Here is a 17,762-nt window from a genome sequence, read left to right on the forward strand (position 1 = left end):
TAGTCGGAACTTGGCCGCTCAACTTCGGGCTGTGCTCTTTCATGCGTCTATCATCGCCGTTTGGCGCATATGCATGCACATCTCTCACCCCGTGGGGATATACTGCCAGTACTGTCGAGGTGGAACGGGATTCTCGCGATGACCATCGAAAAAAAGTACGAAGCTCTGCTGGCTCGGCTCCTTGAGTTCGAAAGCGTACTTGTCGCCTATTCCGGTGGCATCGATTCCACTCTGGTCGCGTTTGGCGCACACGCGGTATTGGGCGATCGCTGCAGGGCCGTTCTCGGCTCTTCAGACACATACCCCGACTCGGAGATCAGCGCCGCCCGCGAACTTGCGGGCCGTCTCGGTTTCCGGCTCATCGAGGTGGAAACATCCGAACTCGCCGATCCACGATTCGCCGCGAACGGCCCCGACAGGTGTTATCACTGCAAGGGCGAACTTTTCGGCTTGCTGCTGCGTGTCGCCGATGTTGAGGGCCTGCAATATGTAGCAGATGGAAACAACGCCGACGATCTTCATGACTTCCGGCCAGGTCGCCGTGCCGCGCAGGAACTTGGTATCGTGAGCCCCTTGGCGGAAGTCGGGCTTACGAAACCGGAGATACGCGAACTCGCCCGCGAACTCGGCCTTCCCAACTGGGACAAACCATCGATGGCGTGCCTCGCCTCGCGCTTCCCTTATCACGAGCGCATCACCGACGAGGGCCTCGCTAAAGTTTCGTCCGCCGAGAAGGCTCTGTGTGGTTTAGGCCTTTCGCAATTCCGCGTTCGCTCGCACGGCCCTATCGCGCGAGTGGAAGTGTGCCCATCCGAGATCGACTTCGCCTGGAGCATCCGCCACGCAATCTCAATCGCAATGCGGCAGGCCGGTTTCAACTACGCCGCGCTGGATCTGGAAGGCTATCGTGCAGGATCGATGAACGAGGTCTTGCAGGAGGCCCAGACCGCCGCCTTCGAAGTCTAGCGTGACGCCGTTCTGAGAAGACGCAGCCCGTTCAGAATCACGAGCAGGGCAACTCCCGTGTCCGCAAAGACCGCCAACCACATGTTGGCATAACCCAGTACGGCGCCAAGCAGCACCGCCATCTTCACGATCACCGAAAACGCCACATTCGCCCGCACTGTGGCGACGGTGCGTCTCGCCAAGCGGAAGAAACCCGGCAACGCCGAGAGGTCATCGGCCATCAGCGCGACATCGGCCGTTTCCAGCGCGACATCCGACCCTGCCGCCCCCATTGCGATCCCGATGTCAGCAGCAGCAAGCGCAGGCGCGTCGTTGATGCCGTCACCGACCATCGCGACCGCACCATACCGCTGCCCAAGCCGCCTCACGGCATCGACTTTGCCTTCAGGCAGCAGCCGAGCCATGTGGCTCGAAAGCCCCGCTCTTGCGGCAACACCGGCAGCGGAGCGTTCGTTGTCTCCGGTGAGCATAGTGAGGTGTTCGATGCCGCCATCCTTCAACGCCGAGATGACATGCGGCGCCTCTGCGCGCAGCGGATCCGACACGCCGAGAAAGCCGAGTGGTCCGCCGCTGTCGACAAGCACCAGCACCGTCAGACCGTCGGCCTCAACCGAAGCGAAAGCATCGATCATGTGCTCCGGTATGGTCGCGATCTCCAGCGCAAAATGCGGACTCACGAGAGAGTACCGCCGCCCGCCGAGAATGCCTTCGACTCCGCGACCCGGCAGCTCAAAGAACCCGCTCACGGGTTCCGTCACCAAGCCTCGCCGCTGAGCGTCCTCGTGTACGGCCCGTGCGAGAGGATGCGTCGAGTGCGCCTCGAGCGATGCGGCGATAGCGAGGACGCCGAGTGGATCACCGCCGTCACATGCCTCGGCATGCGTCACCTTTGGTTTGCCTTCCGTAAGCGTTCCGGTCTTGTCGAAAGCGATCGCTTTCACTCGTGAGGCGCTTTCCAGGAACGCACCGCCCTTCACCAACACGCCATCGCGTCCCGCGCGCGCAATCGCGCTCACAAACGTCACCGGAGTCGAGATGACCAGCGCGCAGGGGCAAGCTGCCACGAGCACAACAAGCGCACGGGACAGCCAATGCGTCCAGACCGACCAATCGCTGAAACCCACCTGCACAAGCGGCGGGACCACCCATACCAGCGCCGCAAGCGCAACAACGGCCGGTGTGTAGACGCGGCTGAACCGGTCGACGATGAGCTGAACCGGTGCCTTTGCGGCCTGCGCCTCTTCAACCAGCCGGACGACACGAGCCAGCGTCGAGTCCTCGGCGACAGCTGTGACCGTGGCCTCCAGCAGGCCGCTCAGATTCAGCGATCCCGCAAACAGGGGATCACCCTCGCGTTTGTCGACAGGTACGGACTCCCCGGTTATGGGCGCCTCGTCGAGCGCCGAAACCCCAGCGACCACAACAGCGTCAACTGCAACACGTTCGCCGGGGCGGACCAGCATTCGCTCGCCGACGCGGACTTCCCCAAGCGGCACCTCGGCGACGGTGCCACCCCTGGTAACCCGCGCCGTTGAAGGAGCAAGCTCCATGAGTCTTTGGATCGAAGTGCGGGTACGGTCCAGCGCGCGAGCTTCAAGCCACCCACCGAGCGTGAACAGGAAGACAACCGCGGCAGCTTCCGCAAAATCCTCCAGTGCGACAGCTCCGGCAACGGCAACGATCATGAGCACGTTCATATCGATGCGACGAGTCCTCGCCGCGGCAATCGCCCTGGGCAGAAGGAGGAGCCATCCGAAAACGACCGACAGGAGATATGCGGCTGCCGAGAACGCAGCGAGCGTCTCGGGAGCCACCAGATGGATCGCGCCGCCGATGAGAGCCATCAGCCCCGATCCTACAACGGCAGCCTGAGTGCGATTCGCCCACAGCCGCGCGGCGGGAGAGCCCTCCATGTCCACTGTGGCCGAATCCCCCACAGGTACCAAGCCGTGGCCCGCGCGAGCGACAGCCGCCTCCACTGCGGCCCGAGGATCCTGATCCGCCCACTCAACCACTAGGTTTCCGCTCGCGAAGTTCAGATCCGCCGAGACTACGCCCGGCGTCATCGCCACGGACTTGGCCACCGTCTGGGCGCAGTCGGGGCAGTCGAGCCCGGTTACCCGCCATACAGCGCGCGTGCACACTTCGGTCACTCGATCCTCCCCCGCTCACCCGCATGCTCAAGCCCTTGTCCGAGAAGAGTGCGTACGTGGTCATCGGCTAATCGGTAGACCGCCCGATTGCCGTCCCGCCTGTACGCGACCAGCCCGCGATCTCGGAGAAGCCGCAGCTGATGGCTGACGCCTGACTGCGAGACCTCGCACAGAGCCACCAGATCACACACACAAAGCTCTTGATATGACAGCGCTTCCAGAATCCGAAACCGCGTAGGATCTGCCAGCGCCGAGAATATCCCGGTCGTCGCCAGCACTGTCGCGTCGGTGACGATCATTGTCTTCAGCCGCTCTATGGCTGATTGGTCTACAGCAGTCTCCGCGCACTCACACGAAGATGACTCCGGCGACATGCTGACGCTGTCAATCGGACTCGCTTCCAACGCTCTATATGAATGTTTGCTCATATATGCAGGATAGCGAAGTGGCACCGCGACGTAAAGACGCCGCACTTCGTCCGCAGCCGAGACGAGCTTCAGACGCTCGCAGGCATGGAACTGGCAGGGTCGATGCAGTCCGGCTGCCGCTACCGCCGCTTCCGTCGCCCATACTCCGAGCTCTTGCGTGCTCCCTGCTTCAGACGTTTGAGCACCTCGTCGGTTGACGTCGACTCCACCTCAGCACGAAGCTTGACCACTTGGTCGCGCAGTCGCGCGGCTGACTCGAAGTCCAGCGCCGCCGAGGCCGACACCATGTCATCCTCGAGCGTCGCGATGAGCCGAAAGACCTCTTCCTTCGGCAGCTTCGCGAGCTCGCGTGCCGTTGCGACCGCCGTGGTCGCCTGGGACTCGCCCTCGTGCATGTATTGCACGATGTCGGCGATCGCTTTGCGGATCGTCTGCGGCTCGATGCCGTGCTCGGTGTTGTACGCCACCTGTTTTTCTCGGCGGCGATTGGTCTCTTCGATCGCGAACTTCATCGAGTCCGTCACGCGCTCGGCGTACATGATGACGGAGCCGGACACGTTTCGCGCCGCGCGCCCGATCGTCTGGATGAGGGAGCGCCCGTTGCGCAAGAAGCCCTCCTTGTCGGCATCGAGGATCGCGACGAGAGACACTTCCGGCAGGTCGAGCCCCTCGCGCAACAGATTGATGCCGACAAGCACGTCGAACACCCCCGCACGCAAGTCGCGCAGGATCTCGATGCGCTCGAGCGTGGCGATGTCGGAGTGCAGATAGCGCACGCGGATTCCCTGCTCGAAGAGGTGGTCCGTGAGGTCCTCAGCCATTTTCTTGGTGAGTGTGGTGACCAGCGTGCGCTCGCCGACCGCCGTGCGTGCCTTGATCTCGCCGATGAGATCGTCGATCTGCCCCTTGATCGGCCGCACGACGATCTGCGGATCCACAAGACCCGTGGGCCGGATGATCTGTTCCACGACCTGTTCGGTGACCGCGAGTTCGCGGTCACCGGGGGTGGCTGACACGTAGATGAACCGCGGCACTCGCGCTTCAAACTCGTCGAAGCGCAGCGGGCGATTGTCCAGAGCACTCGGCAGGCGAAAACCGTGCTCCACGAGCGTGATCTTGCGGCTGCGGTCACCCTCGTGCATCCCGCGGATCTGCGGCAGCGTGACATGGCTCTCGTCGATGATGCACAGAAAGTCATCACCGAAGTAGTCGATGAGCGTGTTTGCCGGCTCGCCGGCCTCGCGTCCGTCTAGGTGGCGCGAATAGTTCTCGATACCGCTCGTGAATCCCATCGTCTCGAGCATCTCAAGGTCGTAGTTCGTCCGCATCTCCAGCCGCTGCGCCTCGAGCAGCTTGCCTTCTGCGCGGAACTCCTTCAGGCGCTGCGTAAGTTCCTCCTGAATCGTCTCAATGGCGTGAGCGAGTTTGCGCGCCTCCGTCACATAGTGTGTCGCGGGCCAGATCGGCAGTTCGTCGAATGCGTTGAGGACTTCCCCCGTGATCTGGTTGACCTCGGCAACAACCTCGATCTCGTCGCCAAAGAACTCCACCCGCACGGGATGATCGGCATACGGCGGGAAGATGTCGACGACGTCTCCCCTAACCCGGAAGGTCCCGCGCGTAAGCTCGTAGTCATTGCGATCGTACTGGATGCCGATGAGGTCGCGGACGAGCGCATCCCGATCCATCGCCTTGCCTCGGCCGAGAAAGACCGCCATGCCTGCGTAGTCTTCCGGCGATCCGATGCCGTAGATGCAACTCACGCTTGCTACAACCACGACGTCCTTGCGCGACAGCAGAGCCGCAGTGGCCGCGTGACGCAGCTTCTCGACCTCGGCGTTGATCGACGAGTCCTTCTCGATGAACGTGTCTGTCGAGGGGACGTAGGCCTCAGGCTGATAGTAGTCGTAGTAAGAGACGAAGTAGACGACCGCGTTGTCCGGCAGGAAGTCCTTAAGCTCCGAGGCAAGCTGCGCGGCCAGCGTCTTATTGGGCGCCATGACGAGCGTGGGCTTCTGAACCTGCTCGATCACCTTGGCCATCGTGAACGTCTTGCCACTTCCCGTGACGCCGAGAAGCGTCTGGTAGCGAAGGCTCTCGGCCACACCGCGTGTCAGAGCGGTGATCGCCTCTGGCTGGTCTCCTGCAGGCTCGAACGGAGAAACGACTCTGAACTGGTTCTTCAACATCACTTGGATCCTGTCCAACTAGGAAACGCGTCAGGATAGAGTGCGCCGTAGCGCTCTCGCGCGCGCACCACGTTCACAACGTAATTCTTGGTCTCAGGAAAATCGATGGCCGCCCGAATGTCGCCGCCCTCTTTCTTCCACTCATCCGCATGACGCAATCCTGCATTGTACGCCGCGAGCGAGGCCTCTATCTCGTGGTAGCGCTCGACAAGGTAGCGCAGATACGCGGTTCCGTACTCAATATTGACAGTGGGGTCTGACAACCGGCCGGGCGGGAACTTCTCGGCATCGACCTTGTCCGAGTCGGCCAGGTCCTGAGCGGTCTGCGGCATGACCTGCATCAGCCCGACCGCTCCCGCGTAGGAGTTCGCATCCGGCCTCCAAGACGACTCGGTGTTGATCACCGCCGCCACGAGATACGGGTTCACACTGTGGCGCAGAGCCGAGTCGACGATCTGTGCTCGGTAGTCCAGCGGATAGTATTGCCGCTGCCAGCCAGCCGGTCCGCGCACATAGAAGAAGGTTATCGCCGCCAGCCCGACCGCCACGCCCACCAGCAGCGCCCGCACGAAGTTGCGGCTCACTCGTGGTCACCAACCGCCACACGCTCGTTCCAGAACCGGTCCAGCTCGCCGAGAAACCGCTCGAGGGATCCGTCATTGACAATCACAAAGTCGGCAAGCGCCTCACGGGCTTCGTCGGGCGCTTGGACGGCGAGCCGGCGACGAACATCATCCTCAGTCATGTCGCCTCGGAGTGCTGCACGGGAGATGCGCAGGTCTTCAGGAGCACTGATAGCCAGCACAACGTCGGCGAGGTCGACAAACCATGGCGCCTCGGCGAGGAGCGGGACCTCGACCACGATCACGCGGGGCGGCTCGGCAGAACCCTTGAGCGCCGACAGGATGGAGGCGATCTGGGTCGCGACGGCAGGGTGGACCAGATGGTCAAGGGCGCCGGCGGCTTCGGGTGAGGTGAATGCGACACCCGCCAGAGCGGCACGATCCAATGTCCCGTCAGGCCGCAACACTGCTGCTCCGAACCGGGCGACAACGGCATCCAGCACCGGCGAATCCGGCTTGAGAACACTCTCGGCGACTTCATCGAGATCGAGCGCCACGGCTCCACGGGCGCGAAGATGCTGCGCTGCCGTGCTCTTTCCTGAACCGATGCCGCCTGTGAGAACGAGAACCATCATGAGACATGCCCATCACTAGCCGAGATATGAAGCCTAACAGAATTTCTACCCAGCAAAGCCGCGAGACCGGATCACCCTGCTGGGCAATCCGGTCTCGATAGTGGCAATCAGCGCCTTGACGACAGAACTACTCCGGCTTGGCTTCGTCCTCTGCGACGACTTCCTCGGCCTCGGGAGCAACCTCGGCCTCGACGACTTCGGCATCCTCTGGGGCCTCGACAGCAGCCTCAACAGCCTCAACAGCCTCAACAGCTTCAACAGCTTCAACGGCCTCGGCGGCCTCGGCTTCCGGCTCTCCGCCGACGATCTCGATGGTCAGACCGAGGGTCTCGGCGGCTGCACGCATCGAAAGCGAGATCCGGCGACGCTCAAGGTCGACATCCATGACCTTGACCATGACCTTCTGGCCGACCGCGGTAACCTGATCGGGGGTCTCGACATGGCCCTTGGCCATCTCGGAGATGTGCACGAGGCCCTCGACGCCGTCGCCCAGCTCGACGAACACGCCGAACTGCACGAGCTTGGTGACGGTACCCTCGATGATCGAGCCGATCGGGTAGTCCTCGACAAGAACTTTCCACGGATCGGCAGTCGTCTGCTTGAGGCCCAGGGAGATGCGCTCGCGGTTCATGTCGACATCGAGCACCTGGACGTTGACCGGATCGCCGACCTTGACGACCTCGGACGGATGGTTGACATGGCTCCACGACAGCTCGGAAATGTGCACGAGGCCGTCGATGCCGCCGAGATCGACGAAGGCGCCGAAGTCGACGATCGAGGAAACGTGGCCGGGGAGGATCATGCCCTTCTGCAGCTTGCCGAGAATGTCGGCGCGCTCGGTCTTGCGGCCCTCTTCGAGGACGACGCGGCGAGAGAGGACGACGTTGTTGCGGTTACGGTCCATCTCGATGACACGCGCCTCGAGGCGGGTGCCCGTGTAGGCAGCCAGATCCTTGACGCGACGAAGGTCGACCAAAGACGCCGGCAGGAAGCCGCGTAGGCCGATGTCGAGGATGAGACCGCCCTTGACGACCTCGATGACTTCGCCTTCGACGTTATCGCCTGAGGAGAACTTCTCTTCGATCCTGGTCCACGCGCGCTCGTACTCGGCACGCTTCTTGGACAGGATGAGACGGCCGTCCTTGTCCTCCTTCTGGAGAACGAGGGCCTCGACGTGATCGCCGCACTTCACGATGTCGGCGGGATTGGCGTCCTTGCGGATGGAAAGCTCGCGTGCAGGGATGACGCCTTCGGACTTGAACCCGATGTCGAGCAGAACCTCGTCGCGCTCGACTTTGACGACGGTACCGCTGACAAGGTCGCCCTCGTCGAAATCGGTCAGCGTACCGTCGATAAGGGCATGCATTTCCTCGTCGGTGTACTCGCGCTGCTCGATCACTGTACCGAAATCTTGCTGTTCACTCATGTGTGGACCCCTTTTCAATCACGGGGCCCCGAGTTCATGCCGTCGTCGCCTACAGGGTTACTCGTATCGGTTAGGACCGTCGTCGCCTACAGGGATAATCTACATGTCTCCGGGGGCCAATAGGACATGCGTATGCCCAGACGCCCAATGCGCCTGAACAGTCGCGTGAGCAGTCTACAAGATGCAGCGTGAGTACGCCACCCCGACACGGAGCCGGGTGTAGCCTATTTCGCGTTTGCCCAATTCGGTCCGCTCGCCACGCTCACGTCAAGCGGCACTGCCAGCCGAACAACCCCCGCCATTGCCTCGGTGACCATCGCCGAGAGCCGTTCTATCTCCTCAACTGGAGATTCGAAGACGAGTTCGTCGTGGACTTGCAGAACCATCGTGCTGCGGAAGCCTTCGGCTCGCAACCGGCGATCGACCTCGATCATTGCAAGCTTCATGATGTCGGCAGCCGTGCCTTGCATCGGGTGATTCATCGCCGTACGCTCGCCGAACGACCGCAGGTTGTAGTTGGAGGAACCCAGTTCCGGGATGCGTCGCTTGCGACCGAAGAGTGTGATCGCCCAACCGTTCTTGTGCGCCTCTGCAACAGTCTCATCGAGGTAGCTCCGCACCCGCGGATAGGCAGCGTAGTAGCGGTCGATCATAGCCTGTGCCTCCACACGCGCGATCTTGAGCGACTCGGCCAAGCCATGCGCCGACTGCCCGTACACGATCCCGAAGTTGACGGCCTTGGCGCGCGCACGCATACCCGGAGCCACTTCATCCGCGCTCACGCCGAAGACCCTCGCAGCCGTAGCCGTGTGAAAGTCCATGCCACTCGTAAACGCCTCGATCAGGCCCTCATCACCGGAAAGATGCGCCAGCACGCGCAACTCGATCTGGCTGTAGTCCGCCGAGACGATCCTGTCGCCCGGCTCGGCGGGTATGAAGGCCCGCCTGATCTTCCGGCCCAGATCGGTACGCACGGGGATGTTCTGCAGGTTGGGATTCGACGACGAGAGACGCCCGGTGGCGGCCACCGTCTGGTTGAACGTCGTGTGAAGGCGGCCGTCGTCCCCCAACATACGCGGCAAGGCGTCGAGGTACGTGCTCTTGAGCTTGGTGAGTTCGCGGTATGAGACGATCTTCTCGGCGATGGGATGAAACGGCACGAGCGCGGCAAGCACCGACGCATCGGTCGAAAAGCCGGTCTTGGTGCGCTTCTGTGATGGCAGGCCGAGGCGTTCGAAGAGCACCTCGGCCAGTTGCTTGGGCGAATCGAGCGTGAAGGTGCAGCCTGCAAGCTTGAAGATCTCGGCCGAAAGCGCGGCCATGCCCTCAGCCGCTTCAGCCGAGAGCGCCCGCAGGACTCCGGCATCTAGGCCCACACCTACGCGCTCCATGCGGGCGAGCACGGGTACAAGCGGCATCTCGATGTCACGCATGACCCTCAGAGAACCATCCTCTTCCAGACGCCGTTGGAGCTCCTTCGCAAGATCCGCCGCAGTGCCGGCCAGAACCACTGCATCGGGAACGTCCTTCGCTCCGAGAACAAGCATTTCGCCGAGATAATCGGCAGAAAGCGCCGAGAGTCCGTACGACGATCGGCTCGACTCCAAGAGATACGCTGCCACCGCGATATCGAAAAGATTCGCCGGATCTGCGTCGAGTACCGCCACATCGCATTCATGCGCCTCGTCGGGAGGGCAGACCACTTCGATCAGCGCCTTCACGTCCACTGTCGCGACTCCGGCCCGCCCCCGCAGAAGTTCGTCGAGAGTGCGGTCCACCGCCTCGGATGGCACCAGCGCTACCGTGCTACCATGCGCCACGGCCAGATCACGACTCACGCCGAAGAGCGTCTCACTCGCGCCATCATCCAGCGCCACTCCGAGCCATTCTGTCGAGTCCGCGACCCAACCATGAACCGCATCCACAGCCTTCTGACCCACCAAGATCTCGCGTGCGACCTGCGTCTGGGATACCGGTTCATCTGATGTCTCATCAACGGGCGCGCCCCCTCCCGCCGAACGCACCGCGAGCACACGATCCAGCAGTGACGTGAATCGATACCGCCCAAATACCGCTGCGACTTCATGCGGATCAAACGCTCCGAAACTCACACTCGCGATATCGATGTCCAATGGCACGTCGCACGCGATCGTGGCGACAATCCGGCTCGCGCGCGCCGAGCCCTCATGTTCCCGCAGGTTCTCCCCCACCTTGCCCGGGATCTCCTCCGAACGCGCTAGGAGCTCGTCCAGTGAGCCGAACTCCTGAAGCAGCTTGGCGGCGGTCTTCTCGCCGATGCCCGGAACACCGGGGATGTTGTCGCTCGTGTCACCCTTGAGGCCGAGATAGTCGGGGACTTGTGCGGGTGTGACACCGTACCGCTCGAGGACCTCCGCGGGACCGTAGACCACGATGTCGGTGATCCCCTTCTTGGTGGTTACGACCACGACGTCGTCATTCACCAGCTGAAACGCATCACGGTCTCCGGTAACGAGAAGTGTGCGCACTCCTGCGGACCTCCCGCGCACCGCCAAGGTGCCCAGAATGTCGTCGCCCTCCCACCCCTCGGCTTCCACAATCGGCACGTCAAGTGCACCGAGCAGCTCTTTGACCATCGAGAACTGTGCCTTTAGCGCCGGGTCCGTCGGGGGACGGTGCACCTTGTATTGTTCCAATGCCTCGGTACGAAATGCGGGCTTGCCGCGATCGAATGCGACGATCACGCCGTCTGGACGCAAGTCGGCGATCAGCTTCACGAGCATGGATATGAATCCGAACGCAGCGTTTGTTGGCCGACCATCGGGAGCGGTCATGGTCGGGGGCAGCGCGTGAAATGCGCGGTGGATCAGGCTGTTGCCGTCAACGACGGCGATGGTGCGCTGTTGCATCTTTTTGACCCTTTCGGGAACAAGAACTGTAGGCGTATCGCCAAAGCGATCACTACCAGTGTACCCGAGCGTCTGACATCTGGAGGTCGGCATGGGTTTCTTCAATTGGGCGGCTCCGCTGTTCAAACACTTCGCTGACCGCTGGTCGGAAGAAGACGTAGACAGCATCGCCGAGTGGTTGGCACCGAGCGTTTCAGCGGGTGGCTGGCTGCTCGACGTGGGTGGCGGAACCGGTGCGCTGGCTGCACGGCTGCAGACGCGCCTCGGCGCCGAAATCGCAGTTCTCGACCCGACGCCTGAGATGCTGAGCCACGTCGCGCCACATGCCCACGTGCACACAGTCCTCGGAGCGGCAGAGGGTATTCCCTTTCCGGATGAGAAGTTCGACGCGATCATCGTGACAGACGCGTTTCACCACTTTAGAAATCAGAATGCGGCTGCGCAGGAGTTCGCCCGCGTTCTCAGGCCGAACGGCGGTGTCGTCATCCTGGAACTGGACAGCCGAAACCCTGCAATCCGTTGGATCGGGCTTGGCGAGAAGGTGCTGGGCGAACCCGCCGCTTTCCTGTCGCCTGCGGAGATGCAGGCCCTCATGTCCGCACAGGGCATCACGGGAACCTGTACACCGATGAACGGGAGCTCGTACCGATTCACAGGCACAACGAAGTCCTGATTACCCGTTCCAGAGATACCCCACGTTGCGCACCGTCTCGAGGCGACGCGAGAGTTCTGCGCCGATTTTGGAGCGGATTCGACGCACATGCACGTCGACCGTGCGAGATCCGCCGTAGTAGTCACTTCCCCAGACGCGCCTGAGCAGCACCTCGCGCGAGTACGTGCGACCGGGATGCGTGACGAGGAACGAGAACAGTGAGTACTCCAGATACGTGAAGTCGATCGGTTCTCCGCGCAGGTACGCCTGATAGGTGGCAAGGTTGAGCGTGAGTTCGTCGATACGCACAAGCTCCTGCCTGGCAACTTCTTCGCCGGGCCAGAGCAGGCCGCGCACACGAGCAGCCAACTCGTCGGAGGTTGCGCCGCGAACTAGGAAGTCGCTCGGCATGCGGACGGGAAGCCGCAGTCCCGCAAGCGCCTCGGACTCCACTAAGACCAGCAGCTTGAGGTCCACGCCGCCGGAAGATGCATGCTCAACGATGTGACCAAGCGCCTCGGGGCTGCGGCCGCCATCCAATACGACCAGATCGGCCTTATCGTCGACAAGACGTTTGGGCAAGTCCCCTGTCGAACAAAGAAGCGATCTGACGTCGAGCGGCTCAACAGCTCGTGTCACCCATGCGGATGTATGAGAGTCGTCTGAGACGATGAGAATGCGTTTCATATGCATGATGATACCGTTTTCCTCGCTCAGGGGAATGACAGCGCCGGACGAGAAGCTCTCGCCCGGCGCCGGGTACCTCATTTCCACCAGGGGTGGGGATTGTTCCCTAGATGATCGAAAGGTACTTGTCGAGCTCCCACTGGGTGACCTGGGTCCGGTACTCGTTGTACTCGGCACGCTTGTTCTCAACGTAGAAAGAGTGGATGTGATCGCCGAGGATCTCCTTCATGAGTTCCGAGCCCTCGAACAGGTCGATGGCCTCGCCCAAGCTGCCCGGCAGTGTGTAGATGCCGGCAGCGTCGAGCTCTTCCTGGCTCATGTGGAAGATGTTGTTCGTGGCCTCCGCAGCGAGTTCCAGCTTCTCCTCGATACCCTTGAGACCCGCGCCCAGCATGCAAGCGAATGCGGTGTAGGGGTTGGCCGAGGGGTCCGGGCAACGCAGCTCGATGCGAGTCGCGTTCTCCTTGCCGGGCTTGTACATCGGGACGCGAACGAGAGCCGAGCGGTTGCGGCGGGCCCACGCGATGTAGACCGGAGCCTCGTAGCCGGGGACCAAGCGCTTGTAGGAGTTCACGAGCGGGTTGGTCACGGCGCAGAACTCGGGGGCGTACTTCAGGATACCGGCGATGTACCACTTGGCGATCTGGGAAAGGTTGAAGCCTTCCGGATCGTTGGCATCGAAGAACGCGTTGCCGTCCTTGGTGAACAGCGACTGGTGAACGTGCATGCCCGAGCCGTTCTGGCCGTAGATCGGCTTGGGCATGAAGGTGGCGTACACGCCGTGCTGCATCGCGATTTCCTTGACGATGAGGCGGTATGTCATGACGTTGTCGGCCATGGTCAGGGCATCGGCATAACGCAGGTCTATCTCATGCTGCGACGGGGCAACCTCGTGGTGCGAGTACTCGACCGGAATACCCATCTGCTCGAGGGTGAGAACCGTGTTGCGGCGAAGGTCAGATGCGATGTCGAGGGGAGTCAGGTCGAAGTAGCCACCCTGATCGAGAACTTCGGTGTCCTGATCGTCGGCGAAGTAGAAGAACTCGAGTTCGGGACCAACGTACATGGTGTAACCCATGTCGGCGGCCTTCTTGAGCACGCGCTTCAGCGCATAGCGGGGATCGCCCTCGAACGGCGTGCCGTCAGGCTTGACGATATCGCAGAACATGCGGCCGACGCCCTGTGCGGACGGACGCCACGGGATGACCTGGAAGGTCTCCGGATTCGGGTAGGCCACCATGTCGGATTCCTCGAGGCGGGTGAAACCGTCGATCGAGGAGCCGTCGAAACCCATACCCTCGGAGAACGCGCCTTCGAGTTCGGTGTCGGTGACGGCAAACGACTTCAGCATGCCGAGCACGTCGGTGAACCAGAAGCGCACGAAGTGAACGTCGCGCTCCTCAACGGTCTTGAGCACATAGTCCTTATCGAACGTTGGTGCCATGTGTAGCCTCCCTTTCCTGACGTGCCGGACGGCGCGTCGACAGACGGATCGATTCGAGCCATCTACCACAGAGTAGTCATTCTATGTTTCGATGGTGTTACGATTCGCGGCTCCCGCAGGAATCGCCTCTCACAGATTCGTATACAGCTTCCCGTAAGGCCGATGGCTCAGAGGCGCGAGCTTTGTGAACGGCTTGGACAGCACCTCCTTGAGGTCCATCCCCAGGTCCGCGCAGTACTCGGCAAGCACGGGAGAAAGCTCGGCCAGATCGGTCTCGGTCGCAGCGGTCACACCGACCTCATTGCCGCATTGCCACGATTCGACTTCCCCACGCACGTAGATCGTGCCACCGTGCATGCCAGTGCCGAGGTAGCCGCCCACGAGCGGGCGCTCGGCGTCCTTGCTCATGCCGAGCAGGACCAGCAGCCCTCCCGCCATGTACTCGCCAAAGAAGTCCCGGGCCTTGCCGCCGCACACCACGATCGGCCGAAGCTCCTCGAAGGCCTTCATGTGAATGCCGACTCGGTAGCCGACGTCGCCCTTAATGAACAGCTTGCCGCCGCGCATACCATAGCCGAGCACGTCGCCCGCGTCGCCGTGGATCACGACCTTGCCTGCGTTCATGGTGTTGCCCACACCGTCCTGCGCGTTGCCGAACACCTCGATCGTGGGGCCGTCCATGAGCATCGCCATGTCCTGCCCGGGAGTCCCGTGCACCTCGATCGACAGATTCTTGCCGCGAACGCCGGTGCCAATGTAGCGCTGGCCGTTCACGTTGTTGAGCACGACTTTGGTGGCTCCGTCGGCAAAAGCCGCCCGCACAGCGGCGTTAACTTGCCGGTAATACACTCCTTTGACGTCCATCGTGACGGTATCGCCCTCGCGAACCGTAGCCGGCTCGACGCAAGCGTAACCTTCGACGGGGCCGCCCGTTGGCTTTGTCACTGTCATAGCCTCGTCACTCCCCTCTAAAGGCCCGCGGGCTTGACGCCCAGAATGTCACACGTCTGCTTGTCGAGACCAACGGCACGCAAGCGCTCCCTGCTGCCGCGAAGCGACTCGACCGCGTTCACGCCCAGCGCGCCGAGGATCTCCTGGAGTTCGTGGCTCCACGCATGCACCAAGTTGGTGAGCCTCTCGGCGCCCCACTCGGGATCGAGGCGGCGCGTCAGTTCCGGCTTCTGGGTGGTGAGTCCCCACGAGCAGCAGCCCGTGTGACAGCCTTGGCACAGGTGGCACCCGAGCGCCATCAACGTCGCCGAGCCTATCGCCACGACGTCGGCGCCCAGCGCGATCGCCTTCGCCATGTCCGCCGAGGAGCGGATCGAGCCGGCCGCGATGATCGACGCCTGGTTGCGGATCCCCTCTTCTCGCAAGCGCTGGTCGACGACTGCGATCGCGATCTCAATCGGGATGCCCACATGGTCGCGGATGATCGCCGGAGCTGCGCCGGTGCCCCCGGTGAAGCCGTCGAGGTAGACGTAGTCGGCACCCGCGCGCACGACGCCCGACGCGATGGCGCCCACGTTGTGCACCGCTGCGATCTTGACGCCGACAGGCTTGTAGCCGCTAGCCTCCTTGAGCGAGTAGATGAGCTGGCGCAGGTCCTCGATCGAGTAGATGTCGTGGTGAGGAGCCGGCGAGATCGCGTCGGTTCCCTGCGGGATCATGCGGGTGGTCGAGACTTCCTTGTTGATCTTCTCGCCGGGAAGGTGCCCGCCGATGCCCGGCTTGGCGCCCTGGCCGATCTTGATCTCGATGGCAGCACCACGGTTCAGATACTCGGGGCTTACGCCAAAGCGACCGGAAGCCACCTGCACGATGACGTTGTTCCCATAGGGGTAGAGGTCCGCATGGAGGCCGCCCTCACCGGTGTTCATGAGGATGCCGAGACGTTCGGCTGCCATCGCAAGCGATTTGTGGACGTTCAGCGACACGGAACCGTAGCTCATCGGCGCGAAGATGAGGGGGGTGTCGAGCTTCACGTTGTTTTCGACGCCACTTCCCGGCTTCAGGCGGTAGCCGCCTTCGCCGTTGGCCTCGACCTCCACACTGTCGGGTTTGCGACCGAGGTAGGTGCGCAGTTCCATCGGCTCACGAAGCGGATCGATGGAGGGGTTCGTCACCTGGCACGCGTCAAGCACGAGGTGGTCGAAGATCTTCAGATACGGCTTGTCGTTGCCCATGCCGGTCAGCATGACGCCGCCGGATTCGGCCTGACGCCACACGTTCTTGCGAAGCTCGGGCGACCAGTTCGCGTTGTCACGCAGCGCGAGGTCGTTCTTCTTGATCGTGATGCAGTGCGCCGGGCAGTACGTCACGCAGCGGTGGCATGCGCGGCACTTGCTGTCATCGGGGTACGGGCGCTCGTTGAACGAGTACACGCCCCAGCCGCACTGCTGAACGCAGCGACCGCACTTGTGGCACTTGTTGTAGTCGATCTCGACCCGGAACTCGGGCTGAATGAGGCTTGTGGGCATGTCAGCTCACCTCAACTATCTCGCAGGAATCGGCAACACCGGTGACCGCGCAGGAAACCTCGCCCGCCGAGAGGTGTAGGTCTCCGTGGATGGGCCATGGCATGTCCTTGACGCGCGCGATGACAGGCTCACCGGCCTTGGGCGCCCAGACGGAATCGGGGGCCTCCAGCACCTCACGAATAGCCGATTCCTCGGAAGCGACCATAAGGCGCGAGCCTTGGCGCGCAGCGACGAGCGGCCGCAGCTTGATGCGGTCGTTCAGCGCCACCATGCCGCCGTTGAAGCCGAGCACGATCGCGAACGGACCGTTGAGCATCGCGGGTCCGTAGACCGCGCGAATGCTGCGCATTACGGCTTGCTCCTCGGCGGGCATGCGGTCGATCTCGGTCCACAAGGGACTCGCGAGCGCCTTGCAGGCCAGATCGAGCGGCAGCTTGTGGCGGCGGAGCAGCAGGTCGAACAGATACGCGGCCACCTCGGTGTCGGTGCCCAGCGTGCACTTGTAGCCGAACGCTTCGAGGTAGCGGCTGTTGATGCCGTAGCTCGAGATCTCGCCGTTGTGCACGATCGACCAGTCGAGCAGCGTGAACGGGTGTGCGCCGCCCCACCAGCCGGGAGTGTTGGTCGGAAAACGGTTGTGACCGGTCCACGTGTAGCCCTGATACTCCTCAAGGAGGTAGTAGTGGCCGATCTCCTCGGGGAAGCCAACGCCCTTGAAGGCACCCATGTTCTTGCCGCTCGACGCGACAAACGCGCCGTCGACGCTCGAGTTGATGAGCATGACCGTGTGGACGATGTAGTCGTCGGCGGTCATCTCGGAGTTCTCGAGCTTGTGCGGATCGGGCTGTAGGAAGTAGCGCCACAGGATCGGCGCGTCGCTGATGCCCTTCACGGGACGCGTGGGCATGGGCTCGGCGAGGTCGACAACGAAGTAGCGATCGAAGACGCCTTCCGTCTCCTCCTTCGCCTTTGCGTCGTGATACATCATGTGGAAGCAGTAGTGGTCCGGAAACTCCGGGTAGATGCCGTAGCCGGCATAGCCGCCGCCTAGGCCGTTACCGCGGTCGCGCTGCACGGCCATGGCCTTGATGGCCTCGATCCCGCTCATCAGCGTGCCGGACTCATCGCAGATGCCCATCAAGCCGCATCCGCCGTGGATCTTGAAGGACGCCTCCTCAGCATAGCGCGGGCGCTCGCCGAAGGAGAACTCGCCGGAAAGCGCGGCCGGCCGACTCGTGGGCATCCTCTCCA

At 62.5% G+C, this 17,762-nt stretch carries 14 protein-coding genes; 2 read left to right on the forward strand and 12 right to left on the reverse strand.

Annotated elements, in window-relative coordinates; genetic code table 11:
• The first annotated feature begins 138 nt into the window (after window positions 1-138).
• The gene (larE, locus tag HGA39_04440; GenBank protein NTW28594.1) at window positions 139-966 is read left to right on the forward strand and encodes an ATP-dependent sacrificial sulfur transferase LarE; all 828 of its coding nucleotides are present in this window, start codon (window positions 139-141) and stop codon (window positions 964-966) included.
• Here larE and HGA39_04445 read toward each other — a convergent pair.
• The 7 genes from HGA39_04445 to polA all read right to left on the reverse strand — a co-directional run bounded on the left by HGA39_04445 (window position 963) and on the right by polA (window position 11,248).
• Complete coding sequence (locus HGA39_04445) at window positions 963-3,119, reverse strand: cation-translocating P-type ATPase (GenBank protein NTW28595.1); 2,157 nt, start codon at window positions 3,117-3,119, stop codon at window positions 963-965. The two genes, larE and HGA39_04445, sit on opposite strands and share 4 nt — an antisense overlap.
• The gene (locus HGA39_04450) at window positions 3,116-3,493 is read right to left on the reverse strand and encodes a winged helix-turn-helix transcriptional regulator (GenBank protein NTW28596.1); all 378 of its coding nucleotides are present in this window, start codon (window positions 3,491-3,493) and stop codon (window positions 3,116-3,118) included. The genes HGA39_04445 and HGA39_04450 overlap by 4 nt, the downstream gene beginning before the upstream one ends.
• A 173-nt stretch (window positions 3,494-3,666) precedes the next feature.
• On the reverse strand, window positions 3,667-5,736 hold the full coding sequence (gene uvrB / locus HGA39_04455; protein NTW28597.1) for an excinuclease ABC subunit UvrB: 2,070 nt from the start codon (window positions 5,734-5,736) through the stop codon (window positions 3,667-3,669).
• Window positions 5,736-6,320, reverse strand: coding sequence for a lytic transglycosylase domain-containing protein (locus HGA39_04460; GenBank protein NTW28598.1), 585 nt, complete (start codon window positions 6,318-6,320; stop codon window positions 5,736-5,738). Before HGA39_04460 ends, uvrB begins: the two co-directional genes overlap by 1 nt.
• Entirely contained in the window at window positions 6,317-6,934 is a 618-nt protein-coding gene (locus tag HGA39_04465) for a dephospho-CoA kinase (GenBank protein ID NTW28599.1), read from the reverse strand. Before HGA39_04465 ends, HGA39_04460 begins: the two co-directional genes overlap by 4 nt.
• A gap of 127 nt (window positions 6,935-7,061) precedes the next feature.
• Window positions 7,062-8,360 carry a 30S ribosomal protein S1 gene (rpsA, locus tag HGA39_04470; protein ID NTW28600.1) on the reverse strand — a complete coding sequence of 433 codons (1,299 nt, stop codon included), beginning with the start codon at window positions 8,358-8,360 and terminating at the stop codon, window positions 7,062-7,064.
• A gap of 224 nt (window positions 8,361-8,584) precedes the next feature.
• Window positions 8,585-11,248 (reverse strand): DNA polymerase I, encoded by a 2,664-nt coding sequence (gene polA / locus HGA39_04475; GenBank protein NTW28601.1) that lies wholly within the window; start codon window positions 11,246-11,248, stop codon window positions 8,585-8,587.
• Window positions 11,249-11,339: 91 nt separating this feature from the next.
• Here polA and HGA39_04480 point away from each other — a divergent pair, with 91 nt between their 5' ends.
• Complete coding sequence (locus HGA39_04480) at window positions 11,340-11,921, forward strand: class I SAM-dependent methyltransferase (protein ID NTW28602.1); 582 nt, start codon at window positions 11,340-11,342, stop codon at window positions 11,919-11,921.
• On the opposite strand, the gene HGA39_04485 is transcribed toward HGA39_04480, so the two are convergent.
• From HGA39_04485 to HGA39_04505, 5 genes are all read right to left on the reverse strand, one after another.
• Window positions 11,922-12,593, reverse strand: coding sequence for a response regulator transcription factor (locus tag HGA39_04485; protein ID NTW28603.1), 672 nt, complete (start codon window positions 12,591-12,593; stop codon window positions 11,922-11,924).
• Between the two features lie 100 nt (window positions 12,594-12,693).
• Complete coding sequence (locus HGA39_04490) at window positions 12,694-14,031, reverse strand: glutamine synthetase (GenBank protein NTW28604.1); 1,338 nt, start codon at window positions 14,029-14,031, stop codon at window positions 12,694-12,696.
• A gap of 129 nt (window positions 14,032-14,160) precedes the next feature.
• Window positions 14,161-14,982, reverse strand: coding sequence for a hypothetical protein (locus HGA39_04495; GenBank protein ID NTW28605.1), 822 nt, complete (start codon window positions 14,980-14,982; stop codon window positions 14,161-14,163).
• 17 nt (window positions 14,983-14,999) lie between these two features.
• A complete protein-coding gene (locus HGA39_04500) occupies window positions 15,000-16,511 on the reverse strand; it encodes a 4Fe-4S binding protein (GenBank protein NTW28606.1) in 1,512 nt (503 codons plus the stop codon).
• 1 nt (window position 16,512) lies between these two features.
• Window positions 16,513-17,754 (reverse strand): glutamine amidotransferase family protein, encoded by a 1,242-nt coding sequence (locus HGA39_04505; GenBank protein ID NTW28607.1) that lies wholly within the window; start codon window positions 17,752-17,754, stop codon window positions 16,513-16,515.
• Window positions 17,755-17,762: the final 8 nt, after the last annotated feature.

Source organism: Coriobacteriia bacterium (assembly GCA_013336165.1).
Classification (GTDB): Bacteria; Actinomycetota; Coriobacteriia; order Anaerosomatales; family JAAXUF01; genus JAAXUF01.

Coding starts and splice junctions, on each gene's coding strand:
- larE (NTW28594.1), top strand. CDS start 139: ATGACCATCGAAAAAAAGTACGAAGCTCTGCTGGCTCGGCTCCTTGAG.
- HGA39_04450 (NTW28596.1), bottom strand. CDS start 3,493: ATGTCGCCGGAGTCATCTTCGTGTGAGTGCGCGGAGACTGCTGTAGAC.
- uvrB (NTW28597.1), bottom strand. CDS start 5,736: ATGTTGAAGAACCAGTTCAGAGTCGTTTCTCCGTTCGAGCCTGCAGGA.
- HGA39_04465 (NTW28599.1), bottom strand. CDS start 6,934: ATGATGGTTCTCGTTCTCACAGGCGGCATCGGTTCAGGAAAGAGCACG.
- rpsA (NTW28600.1), bottom strand. CDS start 8,360: ATGAGTGAACAGCAAGATTTCGGTACAGTGATCGAGCAGCGCGAGTAC.
- polA (NTW28601.1), bottom strand. CDS start 11,248: ATGCAACAGCGCACCATCGCCGTCGTTGACGGCAACAGCCTGATCCAC.
- HGA39_04480 (NTW28602.1), top strand. CDS start 11,340: ATGGGTTTCTTCAATTGGGCGGCTCCGCTGTTCAAACACTTCGCTGAC.
- HGA39_04485 (NTW28603.1), bottom strand. CDS start 12,593: ATGCATATGAAACGCATTCTCATCGTCTCAGACGACTCTCATACATCC.
- HGA39_04490 (NTW28604.1), bottom strand. CDS start 14,031: ATGGCACCAACGTTCGATAAGGACTATGTGCTCAAGACCGTTGAGGAG.
- HGA39_04495 (NTW28605.1), bottom strand. CDS start 14,982: ATGACAGTGACAAAGCCAACGGGCGGCCCCGTCGAAGGTTACGCTTGC.
- HGA39_04500 (NTW28606.1), bottom strand. CDS start 16,511: ATGCCCACAAGCCTCATTCAGCCCGAGTTCCGGGTCGAGATCGACTAC.
- HGA39_04505 (NTW28607.1), bottom strand. CDS start 17,754: ATGCCCACGAGTCGGCCGGCCGCGCTTTCCGGCGAGTTCTCCTTCGGC.